The sequence below is a fragment of the Desulfosporosinus lacus DSM 15449 genome (assembly GCF_900129935.1).
GTDB lineage: Bacteria > Bacillota > Desulfitobacteriia > Desulfitobacteriales > Desulfitobacteriaceae > Desulfosporosinus > Desulfosporosinus lacus.
In genome coordinates this window covers 1-14,736 of record NZ_FQXJ01000018.1, presented here as the reverse complement: position 1 = coordinate 14,736, position 14,736 = coordinate 1, and the positions used below count along the sequence as shown (strand labels likewise).

Sequence of the window (14,736 nt, the reverse complement as noted above, 5' to 3'; positions counted from 1 at the left end):
CATTGGATGCTAGGGAACGGGGGTTTTGTTGTATTCTATGTTTTTCAGAAATCACTCTTGAAGGGTGTCAAGACTGTTGTTTAATTCATGGTCGGACTACCGATATTACGTCTTGAATCATGAGTACTACTATCACAACACTTGAAATAATTAACAACAATTCCGGACCATGGTTATCAATAAAAAAATTCGAAACTTTTACTTTTAGACCCATTACGATGCCCTCCCTTCTGTAATGTCCTTTACTCTAGATATTTTGAAACTATTGTTGACCTCACTGCATATACACCCCTTTGTTCTGCAAAAACTATTATTATAATTTATGCCACGAAACGCACAAGGGTAGAAACATTAGTACGTGACAAATTAAGTAATCGAATTATTGACCTCAATTCCGCTTGTATTTTGATCTTAAAACAGATACATACCCTCCATCTAAGTTCTTGACTTTAAAGCCGTTTTGAGTTAAAAATCGAGCAGCTACATATCCTCTCAGGCCAATTTGACAATATTCGAGGATCTCTTTACCCTTATCAAGCTCTCCTATTCTTTCTCTGAGGCTATCTACAGGTATGTTGACAGCTCCCTCGATGTATCCTTTTTTACTAACTTCCTTTTCAGTACGCACATCTAATAGTATCGTGTTTTCTTTTGGATAAGCCCTAAATTGCTCAGCTGTAAGAATCTCCACTCTGCCAGCTAAAACATTCTCAGCAACATAGCCCGCCAGATTGACCGGATCTCTAGCTGAAGAAAATGGAGGTGCATAGCAGAGTTCTAACTCAGATAAATCTGTGACGGTTCCACCCAGTCTAATCACTGTCGCTATGACGTCCATTCTTTTATCCACGCCATCATTGCCAACACCTTGAGCCCCTAGTATTTTACCTTCCTCATTGAAAATCAGCTTTAAGGTCAACATCTGGGCTCCTGGATAATAGGTTGCATGCGAGAAGGGATGAATAGTAATCGTTTTATTAGACATATTCAATCTATTTAAAGTTCTTTGATTATTACCCGTACAAGCGGCGGTTAATTTAAAAACCTTAATAATTGAGGTACCCTGTGTACCCTTGTAAGTAGTGCCTAAGCCTGCAATATTGTCTGCCGCAATTCTCCCTTGCTTATTTGCCGGTCCAGCTAACGGAACTGTTGAATTTAGCCTATTTACAAAATCGACGACTTCAATGGCATCTCCTACTGCCAATACATTGGCAGCATTTGTTTCCATTTTTTCATTGACTAATATGTGTCCCTTGGTTCCAAGCTTAATTCCGCTCTCCTCGAGAAATTCAGTATCCGGTATAACACCTATGGCCAAAATGACTAAATTTGCATGCAATTTTTTGCCACTATTTAAGGTTATTTCAACGCTGCTCTCCTCATCTTTAAACGCTTTTACTCCGTCATTTAAAATTACTTTAACGCCATTGTCCGAAAGCTCCTTTTCGACCGCTACCACAATATCTGAATCAAAGGTTGCCAGTATATGAGGAGCTGCCTCTACTAAAGCAACTTCAAGCCCTCTTTGCTTCAAATTTTCGGCCATTTCAACTCCGACAAAGCCACCACCAATAACTACTGCACTATTAATTTCATTTTCGCTCACATAGGTTTTAATCTTATCCGTATCCCGTATATTTCTTAAAGTAAAGATTTTCTGACTGTCTATACCTTCTATATTAGGTTTGATTGCTCTTGCTCCAGGAGATAAAACTAGATAGTCATACGGTTCTTTATACTCACCACGTTCTTCACTTCTTACTTTTACTACCATTTGATGAGTATCTATGCAAATAACCTCACTGTTAATTCGTACATCTATGTTAAATCGATTCTTCATCCCTTCAGGGGTTTGCACTAGAAGATTGTCTCTTTCCTTGATTGATCCCCCAATGTAATACGGCAAACCACAATTCGCAAAGGAAATATACTCGTCCCTTTCAAACATAATTATTTCAGCATTTTCATCGAGTCGTCTAAGTCTTGCTGCTACTGAGGCTCCACCAGCTACACCACCTACGATTAACACCTTTTTCCTCATAACTACTCCTCCTCATATTCTTAAATAGGATCATGAAATTCACCAAGTATTTGGCCGTTTCACTTTATACAAGCTCAAACTCCTCATCATTTTGTGAAGATTTGCTCCTTAAAGATATTGACGCGCAACGCCTAGGCCTTAACTTCTTCCTTAGAATCACCTATAGTCTGAGTCGCAGTGTTATTTAAAAGGTATAATACATTAGTCAGTTCTTTTTCTGTACCTTCCAGATGTACACTTATACCCCTTGATGCCAAATTTGTCATACGTAAACCGGCTTCACGAATAAGCTCTTCTCGTTCACCGAAAACCCGAGCATCAACAGGGCAAACGGTTACACACGCAGGTTCTTTGCCCTGTTGTAAAAGATGACTGCAAAATGAACATTTCCCTACTTTCCCGTTCGTCATAATCTTTATTCCGCTATATGAGCAAGCTGTTACACAGACCTGACAGCCAATACAACATTCAACATCGTGGATAACAAATCCATCATCGCCACGCTTAATTGCACCAACCGGACAAACCGAGAGGCAAATGGGATCTGCACAGTGTCGGCAGGACTGAGGATTATAGTATCTGACCAAATGATCTGTTAATAGTTCCCGCCGCCTTACCCTTAACCAGGAATTGCTCTGCAGACCATTTTCCTGCATACAGGCAACGGAACAGCTCTTACAGGCGATGCAGCGTGATCCATCCACTAACATGGCCAACTGACTCATTGTCCCTGCCCCCTTTCGGCTTTAGCAGTACACATAATGTTTTTATTAGCAAAATTCCCTCCGACAGGATCGACGGCTACTGGGAAAAGAGAATTGGCCGGTGTTTGCCCATAAGGCGAATGTAATCCGAAATAAGGTTGGGTAGAGAAGTACCCTCTTGGCACACTTAGGGTAATTCTTGCCGACAAAACAAGGGAACCCGTTACCGTCTCTAATCTAACTTGCTCCCCGTCGATTACTCCTAACTCTGCTGCTGTCTGAGGATGTATTTCAACGTAGGGTTGTTTTTCCATTTCCCGAGCCCAATTGCTGTATTGGCAAATTGTATGGTAGTGGCTTGCTACCTTATTTGTACTCAAGAGGTAGGGGTATTTCTCACGGCTGACCCCCTGATTACCAGGGGAATCAAATACCTCTATATACTCTATGGCGATATCATTTGCTCTAGCCAATTCAACTTTTCCGGAGGTTGTAGGGAATACACCGCTTTCGTATAAACGTTCGGCTTCCTGCCCGTCTTCCGAACACGGAAAGTGCACACCACCTGGCGTTTTCCGCATACGTTCCACTGTAATGCCCTCAATGCTCTTATTATGGGTTCTTTCCAGCTCCCAGGCTTTTTGGGGCGAGTCTGGAAAATACGAAGTCTCTAAACCCATATGCTTCGCCAACTGGCGGAACAAATCTCCACCCGATCTCGCTTCAGCATAAGTCGCTGCTGCTTGATCCTTCCACTGCAAGACCCGATGAACACTTGCCTGTACGCCTGCTTCCTCCAACCAGTGAGTTGCAGGGAGAACAATATCGGCTTGCATAGCTGAGTCATCCAAAAACAAAGTATGGCTGACGACAAAATCCAATCCCTGGATAGCCTTGGTCATACGTCTGCTGTCAGGCCAATTGACACAGGGATTTCCTGCAATAAAGAGCATCTTAATTTCCCCCTCTTCCATGGCTTGGTAGAGGGCCTCTGCAGATCTCTTGCGATCAGATTTTACAACATCTTTTTTGGGAATAAGGTCTTTTGCACTTCCGTAATTGTTGATATGCGAAATAATTCCTGCTCCTTCTTTACCAACATTACCCAGGATGGACATTAGGTCTTCAAATGCTCTAATTGAGGCACCAGCATTATTGACGCAGACAATACCCCTTCCTTCAAAAAGCATACCAGGTTGGCGCGAAGCTAAATCACGAGCTAATTCCTGAATAACGTTACTAGGGACCCCAGTTATGTCCGCTGCACGCTCCAAGGAAAATGACTCAACTGCCTGTGCCAATTGTTCAAATCCATTAGTGTGTTCAGTGACAAAGGATTGATCATAGAGATCATTTTCAATAATAAACTTCAGTAAGGCCATTCCCAAAGCCCCGTCCGTGCCCGGTCTGATCTGGATAAAACGGTCTGCCACCTGAGCGGTCTCAGTAAAACGTGTATCAATAACCACTATCTTTGTTCCTTGCCGCTTGGCTTCCAGAATCCAGTGAAACTGTCCGGCTTTCGTTTGGGCACAATTATTACCCACAATCAGCAGGATTTTGGATTTTACCACATCCGAAAGAGGTCCAGATGAAGACCCATTACCAAATATTTCTTTGCGCACATTAAATTCCGACTCCATACAGATAGGTCCTGTTCCGTAATTGACCATACCAGTTAACTTAGAGAAGATGACATGAGCTAATTTACTGTAAGAACCACCAATTTTGGAGGTAATACCTACAATAGATCCGGTTCCACTTTCTTGAATATAATGGTTATATTTTTGGGCAATAAGCTTTAAAGCCTCATCCCAGGTAATTCTTTCAAACTTACCGTCTACTTTTTTCATTGGATACTCTACACGGTACGGTCCGTATAGGGTCTGGGCAATTTCCATGGGTTTGGCGCAAATTTTCCCCTTATTATAGGGATTATCCAAGTCACCGAAAACCGCTTGTACTTTTCCCTCATGATCTAGACTCACTTTTAGCCCACACCCACCGTTACAAAGGCAGCAAATAGACGTCCTTAAGTTATCATCCGGTTCTAGCGGTTTACTGTTTAGGCCTAAGGATTTTGGTCTAACATAGAAGCCCATTTTACTCCCCCCCTTTGCCCACCGGAAAGTATCCTTGATATTTAACTGGGTTAGTTAATAAATAGTTTAGGTAGTTTAGGTCAACCTTTGCTTTCTTCCTAATCAAGCCACTTAAGATACCTGCTCCTTCGATTTTCCCGACCATAATCATCCCAATCAAACGACCGTCTTTGATCACGAATTTACGATAGAAATTTCGCTTTGGTTCCACTGCCTTTAGCACAATGCCTTCTCCAGGAGGCAAATTCATGATTCCCGCGGAAATAAGTCCCACTCCGCAAATCACAGCTGAATTTAAAGCCAGCGCGCCTGGGTAGCTCCGCTTTACACCTGCCATATTATAGCCGGCAATAATTCCTTGTTCTGTAGCAGTAGGCCATAAAGCACTCACGCTTTTTCCGCCCTGTAAGAAATCATCCGCCTCAGCAACATCACCAGCAGCATAGATATCCTTGACATGGGTCTCCATTTCCTCATCAACAACAATACCTTTATTCACGAATACCCCACTACCTTCAACCAACTGAACATTAGGTCGTACGCCAATTGCCTTGAGAACCATTTGGCAGGGAATATGTTCACCAGAATTAAGAACCACACCACTGACTGCCATCCGTCCCTCAGAATTCCTTTCACCGAGGATTCTCTCTGCTTTAGTATTCAGCAGTATACGATAACCGTCATTTTCTAATAATCTTATTAGGATTTCTGATGATTCGGGATCCGTCGAGTACCGCATAAGGTAAGGCGCGGACCCTACAACGATGACCTTAATCCCAAGTTCATGAAGCCCATGGGCTCCTTTAAGACCTACGAGCCCTGCACCCATGACGACCGCAGTTTTTACCTTCGGTGCAAACTCAGCCATTGCTTTGGCATCTGCTGAGGTGCGTAGCTGAAATACGCCTTTCATGTCACTCCCCTCAAGGGGTGGACTAAAAGGAGAAGCACCTGTCGCAATCAGCAATTTATCATAGCCAACCTTTTCCCCAGAGTCTAACCAGACACATTTATAATCTGAATCCACCCTTTCAGCGTTTCCCCCTCTAAAGTCAATACCTGTTTGAGTGTAAAAGTCCTTATTTCGAATATTCATGCCTTCTTCTGAAATTTCTTTCCCTAAAAAATAAGAAGTCAGGCATCGCGAGTAGGGCAAACAATCTTCTTTGGAAATCATCGTGATTTTCCCGTTAGAGTCTAATCCCCGGATTGTTTCTGCCGCAAAGATTCCTGCAGCACTATTACCAATGATGAGATATCGCATGCCCATCACCTCAACCTTCGTTTTCATAATCTTCCGGAGTACAATAACATAGGGCCTTCCGCGTACATGCTACAACACAAGGGGGGGTTTTTTCATCCTTACACAAGTCACATTTACTAACCTTTTTAGCATCCTCAAGCGGTACGACTGCACCAAATGGACAAACCATAACGCACATCCAGCAGCCAACACACTGCTCCAGATTGTGAACAACTTCACCTGTTTCGGAATACTGCATTGCGCCGGTCATACAGGCCCCAACACACATCGCCTCAACACAGTTTTGACATATCGAAGCCCAATAATGGTTACCGAACTTCTCAAAACTAATCCTTGCTTTAGGAACGGGTTGTTCCATCTTTGCCATAAATAGACTCTTAGTCAGAGATTTCTTTTCGATACAAGCAACTTCACAAGCTAGGCATCCATCACAATGTTTTGCTTGATAGTAAATTTTTTGCATCCCATCCCCATCTCCCTCTCTCGAATCAAACTATAGTTTACGGTTACTCCTCACCAAAAAACATTGCATTTGTAAACTCTTCCGTAAAATCAGCTCGATCTGAAAGCTCAATATATTTAATATTTTTAGCGACTGAATTCGCGATTTCTTCAGTATCCGCACGCAATAGATTGATTTGCGCTCCAACATGTGCCGAATTCCCTGCGTATTCAACTTTGCTTAAAGATATTCCAGTCGGGATTAGACCCACTATTTGAGCATTCACTTTGTTAAGTACATTGCCAAAGGAACCTGCTAAATTAAACAGTTTAATATCTTCCAACTTTATTCCCATTTCCTTGATCATAATTCGAATTCCAGCCAGTATGGCACCTTTAGCTAACTGAACTTGACGAATATCCCTTTGTGTGAGACTTACTTTCTGAAATTCATTATTGACTATGATAAATTCATCACCATCTTCGTTTTCTACTAAACTTTCAGCCAATGTTTCCCCCACGATCGGGATTGCTTCATCACGAGTCAAAAGACGTCCGCTAAAATCGATAAGCCCAATACTTAGCAATACGGCAATTACATCTACTAAACCCGACCCGCATAAACCCAGTGCTGGAATCTGTCCGATAACACTATAGTTTGGCTTACCGTCCTCCATCCATACCCGATCGATTGCACCCGTTTCCGCTCTCATGCCATAACAAATGTTGGCTCCTTCAAAAGCGGGTCCTGCAGCAGCTGAGCAAGCATATAATAAGCCATGCGCTGCTAAAACAATTTCAGCATTCGTACCCACATCAATTAAGATGCAAGGAGCGTCATGCTTGTAGGTGCCCGTAGCCAATACTCCTGCCACAATATCAGCTCCAACATACCCCGCCACATTAGGTAACAATGCTACTTTACCTCTGTCATTAATTTGAATACCTAAATCTCTGGAATCAAAGCTAAGCCCTGCATAAAGAGTTCCGACAAAGGGCGGTGTAGCAATATAACGAGAAGGAAGTCCCAGAAACAAGTGCTGCATCGTTGTATTTCCCACGACACTGAGTAAATAAATGTCCGACCTATTAATCCCTGCTTGGGATATTACTTCATCAATCAAGTCATTAACTTGATCGATAATTATACTTTGTAATTTTTCCAAATTATTGTTCGCTCGAGAAAAATCGATCCGAGAAAGAACATCGGCTCCGTAGGTTCGCTGTGGATTGAACGCTGAGGCAACAGCGATTTCTTGTCCATTAAACAGATCATGCAAACTACAAATTACCGTTGTTGTCCCGATGTCTATAGCACAGCCATAACCAACAGTTGTTGTGTCTCCCGCCTCGACTGTAATCACTTTCCCTCTGTAGGTCACGACAGTAATTTCAAAGTTGTTTTTTCTCATTAATTCGGGCAAATTCCTTAACAAGGTCAAGTCTAACTCTTTTTGAAGATCAGGATCAGGCAGCAGACCTTCAACTCGATCCCAATCAGCCCTTTGATCCGTCATCGTTGGTGGAGGGACTTTAAGATAGTACTTAATAATCGTAGGTAGAATTTCTATGGAGCTTTTAGGCCGAGATAATAAGGCTTTAATTAACCTTCCAGTAGATTGACATGGTACTTCGATAACCATGTCTTGGGTAATAATCGTTTGACAGGCTAATCTCCACCCCTGATCCAGCTTAGTATTGATAATCTTTTCCTTTTCGATGATTGTAGGTACTCTCGAATAATCCTGGCAAAGGATTATACATTTACCACAGGTTCCACGCCGTCCACAAGGGGTAGGCTCAATGCCGACCCTCGCCAAGTCTGCTGCTTCAACCACACTGGTACCTGCTGGAACCAAAACTTCTACATTTTGAGGTAGAAATTTAATCTTAAAATTTTGCATTTTCGCACCTCCAATGGGTTTACTAGGTTCTGCAGGTGAACATGACTTTACCCCCACACCATCATTGCCACACAAACCGTAGCCTAAATAGATGCAGTCTAGATCTCCTTGTTGAGCAAGGAGATCTATCTGCTTTTGTATTTCATGCTTTAGTAACTCAGGGGTACAATACAATTCCTGAAGCAAAAAGATACTGTTCCCTGGAGGTGTTTTTAAACCCTGAGAAATTCTTCCTTAAAAACCTCACATGCAATAATTTCCTCCTTATGCATTGTACGTCCCCACTCTTACTCAATAAGAATATTTAAATTATATTGGCCTTGTTTCCCCAAGAAGCAAGGTTTCTATAAAAACTAGGCTTGTGGTTCAGAGTACTGTCGGTATTCTGCCAAGTAGTTCAAAGACCACTCATCCCGTCCCAAGAGAAGATCAGAAGTTTTAACTGTTCGCCGCATACCCTCTGCCGTTGGATCCATAATTATGCAGGTCAAACCCGCCTTTAAGGCCATAGCTATCATAGTTCTAGTAATACTATTTCGATCAGGTAAGCCAAACGAAACATTGCTAATCCCCAGAATAATATTAGAACCTAGTTCCTCCACAATCCTCTCAATGGTTTTCAGGGTAACAGTGGCTGCATTGTGGTCCGAACTTACTGTCATAGTCAAGCAATCAATGATAATATTGGATCGTTCAATGCCTAGCTTTTCAGCACGTTCGACAATTTTGAATGCGATAGCCAATCTTTTTTCAGGATCATTGGGAATACCGGTATCATCCATAAGTAAGCCGACAACTGCTGCGCCATATTCCTTAATCAGCGGAAGAACACTCACAAGGGATTTTTCCTCACCCGTTACTGAGTTAACTAAGGCCTTACCTTCGTATACTTTTAGCGCTGCTGCCAAAGCCATCGGATTAGACGAGTCTATACATAGAGGTACATCAACAGTTTCAGACACTATTTTGACGACCTCTGGTAACATAGCGATCTCATCGACACCTGCTACTCCTACATTTACGTCCAGAATATCTGCACCCTGTTCAACCTGTGCTATCGCCTCGCGTCTAACATACTCAAAATCTTTAGCCAAGAGTGCCTGACCAAATTTCTTTTTGCCTGTGGGATTAATTCGTTCACCAATGATAACTGCGGGCAAATCCCTACCGATGGTGACTATTGCGTTCTTGCTGCGAACCTCGGTATGAAACATTCTCTTTCCTCCTTTAAGCAACCCCAATTAACTTCTTAGCTGCATCAACTGCCGCAGTGGCATCTTTACCAAACCCATCTCCACCAATTTGCAATACCCACTCTTCAGTTACCGGTGCTCCACCAATCATAATTTTAACCTGCTCACGAAGACCCGCATCTACGATTGCTTTAATGGTCGCCTCTACATTAGGCAAAGTCGAAGTTATCAGGCTCGAAATCGCAATAATTTCTGGTTGATATTCTTTGATTGCCTCGATGAATTTTTCCGGGTCAATATTAACGCCTAAATTAATAACTTCAAAACCTGCACCCTCCAGCATCATAGCCACAAGGTTTTTGCCAATATCATGGAGGTCATCCTTAACTGTTCCCAGTACCACTTTGCCTAACGAAACAGCCTTTGCAGCAGCCAAAATAGGTTTTAAAATATCTAGTCCTGCATGAGTACATTTAGCGGCGATTAATACTTCCGGTACGTAAATCTTATTTAACTTGAATTTCTCACCAATAACCGCCATGCCAGCGATCAGACCCTCACTTAAAATTAACTGTGGCTCGATTCCTTCGTCTAGAGCTTGTTGGCAAAACTCTTTTGTCTTTGCAGGCTTGTAAGTAATAATTGAATTTTTGATGTCTTCTAATACTGCCATCATGCTTCCCCCCATTCAAAATGTTTAATTAGTTTTAACCACCTGGGTTTATAATCGATGACCACTGCTTATAGTAAAGGATGAGTGCTCCTAATTGGTTCCAGGAATTATTTCCCCTCAGCGATCTTTTCTGCGCTGTAGTTTTTCGCGGTATTTAGCATGGTCCGTACGTTCTCATCCGGCGTTCCATAATCAAGCCCTACCGCATCAATAGATAACAACTCGTAAGGACCTCCCGTGTCAACGAGACGTTTGACATCTTGCTCAATTTCTTCAGTTGTACACTGAAGCATACGGACAGGACAAATCCTAGCATTTATAAAAATAGTAGGCATTAGTTCTCTCACCCTACGCAGGTCTGTCAAGGGCCCCACTTCAATAAATTGCATATTTTTGATTTTACTGTACCCCTCCACTACATTATCAACAGACCCGCAATGGTGAATACCAAAAGGTTGTAATGCATTGGCAAGCTTCATTTCATAGGGCAAAATAAATTCCTCATAGGATTCATTGGAGATTTGCGCTGTAGTGCAGTTCGGAGTAATGTACATTTCTGGGGGAGCCATAGGGGTAACAGAAGATGCTAATGTACCGGTACGACTTCTCACATAATTAGCTAAGGGAATAATAGTTTCCAAGCAAATATTCATTACCTTGTGTACCAGATCTGAGTTCACATAGAAATCCGTGTACAGATCATCACCACGCAGTTTTAATGCTAAGTTCTGAATTCCACAAGTATTGATGTTTCCTGTAACCCGTCCGTATTTCTTCTCTAAATAATCCATTTGTCTTATAATCTCAGTCATAGGATGAGTGTTCAACACGTCTGGTACGACTAGGCTATTGATTTGTTCTTCGGACATGTTGGCTGGAATTGACCACGGCAAAGCATCATCAAAAAACTTGGTTTCAACACCGAATAATTCAGGGACCAAGGCCATACCGTAATCGACAAAAGGGTTTGGTTGGGGATCAGGGTTGCCTAGCCCTATATCTCCAAAGCGCTCATGTAGTAATTTCATTTGTTTCATTTGGGTTTCAACTCGGTAATCCGGGTCATAGTAGTACTTTTTACCATAAGCAATTCCATAATTCTTGTGCCACCAGTTGGGATAAAAACCGACACTAGCCCGAATGTGCTGGATTTCATTGGTCATGTTTTATAAGCTCCCTTCTTTAAATAAATTTACTCGATTGGAAATTAGTAGATAAATTACAGAACAGTTTCCAATTATAAAATGCAATACTTATGCCAACTGTTAAAAGATCTGATAATATGGATTTTTCTGAAAATTTGATAACAAATAAAAGGATGCGCGGAACGTTAATGTTCCGCGCATCCTTTATTTATCTTAAATGGCTTTATGGATTGACCAAAATCTCCTTTTCTTCGATTGGAACGCCAAAATTCCAATCGGAACTTCGCAGTGCCACTATTTATAGCAACTCATATTGTTTAGCTTTTCGCAACACAGTAGTATGAGTTATCCCTAAAAGTAGAGCTGTTTTTCTACTGCTTTTCTCTGTTCCAAGTGCTTTTCTTAATAATTCCTTTTCCATCAACTGAACTCCATCGTTTAATGAGGTAATTCCTCTAACTATAACTTCAATCTCAGCCTGTTCATTATGCACAACATACAAGTTTTCCGGTAAGTGGTTAACATCTATTGAATCCCCTTGACTCAGAATGACTGCTCTTTCTATAACATTTTCCAACTCACGAATATTACCTGGCCAATAATAGCTTTCGAAAATTTTAAAAACTTGTGGACTAATTCTTTTTTGTTTATTATATTTAGAACAATATTTACTTAGAAAATACTGACTCAAAGGTAAAATATCTTCTCTACGCTGGCGTAATGGTGGAATTTCAATTTGTACAACATTCAAACGATAGAATAAATCCTCTCGAAAGGTTTTTTTCCTTACCATTTCCTTCAGATTACGATTGGTAGCTGCGATAATGCGTACATCAAGGGTTATAGGTTTTATGCCGCCAATACGATAGATAACTTTTTCTTGGATAACTCTTAAAAGCTTAACTTGTAAATTTAAAGGAAGTTCTCCGATCTCATCAAGGAAGATATTTCCACCATTAGCAGCCTCCATTAAGCCTATTTTGCCCTCTTTACCAGCTCCGGTAAAGGATCCTTTTTCATAACCGAAAAGTTCAGATTCCATAAGATTTTCAGGTATTGCTCCACAGTTAATCGTAATAAACGGACCATTTTCCTTTCGACTTAGTCTGTGAATTCTCTTAGCGGCTACTTCCTTACCCACCCCTGATTCTCCTGTGATCAGAACTGTCGATTCAACTTGCGATACACGTACCATTAGCTCTAGAACAGGCTCCATCTCAGGACTCTTAGTAATTAAATCTTCTTTTAGCAGCTTTCCCCTTAACTCTAGTAACTCGACTGAATAACGCAATTTCTCTTCCTTCGCTTGTTCTACTTGAAACTTAAGCCGTTGCAATTCTGTCATATCCCTCATATTAAATATGACCTGTATTACCTTTCCATCTAGAGCAAAGCGCGGATTACCAGTAATCATAATCTCCTGTCCATCAAACTTGGTGTAACCTTTGGTAAGGGTTTTCTTTTGCTGAATAATGTTAACAGCCATTTCATCCAAACAACTAGCAACTTCGGATTCAATATCACTTAATATACAATTCTGGCTATAATCTATCAGATTAAAAAGCTGCATTGCGCTCTTATTGGCCCTTAGAACTACTCTTTCGGTATTAACTACCAGCATTCCGTCATAAGAACACTCTATAATATTATCCAACTCAACTTTTAATTCCCTGACCCTTGATAATTCTAAAGTTAAGTTTTCCACTTCCGATAAATCTTGCAAAACGACAACTGTACCTGTTATGTTCCCATTGACGTATATAGGGGTCGCATTTCCAATTACCCTCTTATTGTTAACTTCTAATCTAAATCCAAACCGTGCCTGACCGTCCGCAATGACTTCCTTCCATATCCACTGAGGCAGAACTCCTTCATAGCGCTGCTCAGAAGCTTCCTTACTACTAATCCCTAAGAGAATTTCTGCGCCTTTATTGAAAAGGTATATTGAACCGATTTTATCAAAAGCGATAATTGCATGACTAACTGACTGTAACACTACTCTAAGTTCATTTCTAGTTTCTTCCCAAGCTAAGTTAACCTTATTAATTAGCTCCACTCGGGAAAGAATTCCCGTTAGTTTCTTGTTTTGATCTAAAACAAGCATGCGTTCCATGTCCTGAGTGCAAGTATTTGCCAATTCTTCAAAGTCTGAATTTTCTGAAACTACACCTGGCGGATCATCCATGAATTCATTTACTTTTGCTGTTGGGGAAGAACCCGATAAAAAGCATCCCAACACCTTAGAAATCGTAATAATCCCCACGATACTATCATTTACCCCCACAACAGGTGCACAATTAACATCGTGTTCTAGATAAATCCTACTTGCATCAGCAAGACTTTGATCAGATCTGACTGTGTATGGGTTAGAAATCATTACATTTTTAACCTTCATTCTAATTTCCTCCTTTTACAAGGCTTTTTTCCCTATACCAGTCCACCTCTTTCTGATTCATTTGCGTAATTAATATATAAATTCTATTATTTATGTTTCCTCTAAACCAGATAAGCATACAACTTCCAATCTCGTATCCCAAGCATAAATTAATTATAGATTTCTGTAAACAAAACACTTATAAGTTTTAATAATCTATATCAGTATAATATTACCAGTTACTCTCGAACAGGTCAATCAATTTCTAACCCTACATCCATACCGTTGTCCTGCTTTTTGCAATTACTAAGCTATTCTTCAGTTCTTGTATATCAGCAGCGGCGCTATGCTCCAAGTATATACTTGGCCCTGAAACGAAAGGCACGATAGTGTCCTGTGACGAAAGCCTCCAGTGGAGGGTTTCGCCGAAGCCGCGATCCCCAAAGAATACTAATCGGCATAGGATGAGTATCGCCGAGCCACCTACCACAAAGGAACACTTCGTGGCGAAGGAATGAGCTTTTCGCCACACTGCGACTCGTGACGCAAACTCCTGCAATGTGGATCCGAACTGGTGGAACCCCGACTCTCCAAATTCGTCGGCGCCGACGAATTTAAGACGCCCCAGATAAAGTGGCAAGGATGACACATAAAGAAAGACCATCTCTGAATGAGATGGTCTCTCGCTTGTTACCTGGCGATGACCTACTTTCCCAGGAGCTATGCTCCAAGTATCCTTGGCCCTGGAGGTCTTAACTTCCGTGTTCGATATGGGAACGGGTGGAACCCCTCCGGCATGATCACCAGATGTCTGAGATGGTTGCTATTCTTTCGAACGCTGTTCTCTCAAAACTGCACAGAGTCTTCTTCTAGTAGTGTCGATTAAATTTGA

10 protein-coding genes, 1 rRNA gene and 1 pseudogene are annotated in these 14,736 nt (G+C 41.4%); all 12 read right to left on the bottom strand.

What is annotated here, in order from left to right:
- Positions 1-85: 85 nt before the first annotated feature.
- Positions 86-214, bottom strand: coding sequence for a hypothetical protein (locus tag BUB11_RS28855; RefSeq protein ID WP_282434027.1), 129 nt, complete (start codon positions 212-214; stop codon positions 86-88).
- A 186-nt stretch (positions 215-400) separates the two neighbouring features.
- A pseudogene (locus BUB11_RS19965) lies at positions 401-2,044 on the bottom strand (FAD-dependent oxidoreductase); the annotation flags it as partial.
- Positions 2,045-2,175: 131 nt separating this feature from the next.
- Positions 2,176-2,769 (bottom strand): 4Fe-4S dicluster domain-containing protein, encoded by a 594-nt coding sequence (locus BUB11_RS19960; protein WP_073031682.1) that lies wholly within the window; start codon positions 2,767-2,769, stop codon positions 2,176-2,178.
- Positions 2,766-4,850 carry a molybdopterin-containing oxidoreductase family protein gene (locus BUB11_RS19955; RefSeq protein ID WP_073031680.1) on the bottom strand — a complete coding sequence of 695 codons (2,085 nt, stop codon included), beginning with the start codon at positions 4,848-4,850 and terminating at the stop codon, positions 2,766-2,768. The genes BUB11_RS19960 and BUB11_RS19955 overlap by 4 nt, the downstream gene beginning before the upstream one ends.
- A 1-nt stretch (position 4,851) precedes the next feature.
- On the bottom strand, positions 4,852-6,141 hold the full coding sequence (locus BUB11_RS19950; protein WP_242947620.1) for an NAD(P)/FAD-dependent oxidoreductase: 1,290 nt from the start codon (positions 6,139-6,141) through the stop codon (positions 4,852-4,854).
- The gene (locus tag BUB11_RS19945) at positions 6,125-6,577 is read right to left on the bottom strand and encodes a 4Fe-4S dicluster domain-containing protein (protein WP_073031678.1); all 453 of its coding nucleotides are present in this window, start codon (positions 6,575-6,577) and stop codon (positions 6,125-6,127) included. The genes BUB11_RS19950 and BUB11_RS19945 overlap by 17 nt, the downstream gene beginning before the upstream one ends.
- Before the next feature lie 43 nt (positions 6,578-6,620).
- Positions 6,621-8,459 carry an ASKHA domain-containing protein gene (locus BUB11_RS19940; RefSeq protein WP_073031822.1) on the bottom strand — a complete coding sequence of 613 codons (1,839 nt, stop codon included), beginning with the start codon at positions 8,457-8,459 and terminating at the stop codon, positions 6,621-6,623.
- A 353-nt stretch (positions 8,460-8,812) separates the two neighbouring features.
- A complete protein-coding gene (locus tag BUB11_RS19935) occupies positions 8,813-9,673 on the bottom strand; it encodes a dihydropteroate synthase (protein ID WP_073031676.1) in 861 nt (286 codons plus the stop codon).
- 13 nt (positions 9,674-9,686) lie between these two features.
- On the bottom strand, positions 9,687-10,325 hold the full coding sequence (locus tag BUB11_RS19930; RefSeq protein WP_073031674.1) for a cobalamin B12-binding domain-containing protein: 639 nt from the start codon (positions 10,323-10,325) through the stop codon (positions 9,687-9,689).
- 107 nt (positions 10,326-10,432) lie between these two features.
- Positions 10,433-11,488, bottom strand: coding sequence for a uroporphyrinogen decarboxylase family protein (locus BUB11_RS19925; protein WP_073031672.1), 1,056 nt, complete (start codon positions 11,486-11,488; stop codon positions 10,433-10,435).
- Between the two features lie 280 nt (positions 11,489-11,768).
- The gene (locus BUB11_RS19920; RefSeq protein ID WP_073031670.1) at positions 11,769-13,865 is read right to left on the bottom strand and encodes a sigma 54-interacting transcriptional regulator; all 2,097 of its coding nucleotides are present in this window, start codon (positions 13,863-13,865) and stop codon (positions 11,769-11,771) included.
- A 671-nt stretch (positions 13,866-14,536) separates the two neighbouring features.
- Positions 14,537-14,652: ribosomal RNA gene (gene rrf, locus BUB11_RS19910) — 5S ribosomal RNA — on the bottom strand.
- Positions 14,653-14,736: the final 84 nt, after the last annotated feature.

Excerpts from the sequence above, each read along its gene's own strand:
- BUB11_RS19955 (WP_073031680.1), bottom strand. The coding sequence starts at position 4,850 with ATGGGCTTCTATGTTAGACCAAAATCCTTAGGCCTAAACAGTAAACCG.
- BUB11_RS19930 (WP_073031674.1), bottom strand. The coding sequence starts at position 10,325 with ATGGCAGTATTAGAAGACATCAAAAATTCAATTATTACTTACAAGCCT.
- BUB11_RS19935 (WP_073031676.1), bottom strand. The coding sequence starts at position 9,673 with ATGTTTCATACCGAGGTTCGCAGCAAGAACGCAATAGTCACCATCGGT.
- BUB11_RS19940 (WP_073031822.1), bottom strand. The coding sequence starts at position 8,459 with ATGCAAAATTTTAAGATTAAATTTCTACCTCAAAATGTAGAAGTTTTG.
- BUB11_RS19960 (WP_073031682.1), bottom strand. The coding sequence starts at position 2,769 with ATGAGTCAGTTGGCCATGTTAGTGGATGGATCACGCTGCATCGCCTGT.
- BUB11_RS19920 (WP_073031670.1), bottom strand. The coding sequence starts at position 13,865 with ATGAAGGTTAAAAATGTAATGATTTCTAACCCATACACAGTCAGATCT.
- BUB11_RS19950 (WP_242947620.1), bottom strand. The coding sequence starts at position 6,141 with ATGAAAACGAAGGTTGAGGTGATGGGCATGCGATATCTCATCATTGGT.
- BUB11_RS28855 (WP_282434027.1), bottom strand. The coding sequence starts at position 214 with ATGGGTCTAAAAGTAAAAGTTTCGAATTTTTTTATTGATAACCATGGT.
- BUB11_RS19925 (WP_073031672.1), bottom strand. The coding sequence starts at position 11,488 with ATGACCAATGAAATCCAGCACATTCGGGCTAGTGTCGGTTTTTATCCC.
- BUB11_RS19945 (WP_073031678.1), bottom strand. The coding sequence starts at position 6,577 with ATGCAAAAAATTTACTATCAAGCAAAACATTGTGATGGATGCCTAGCT.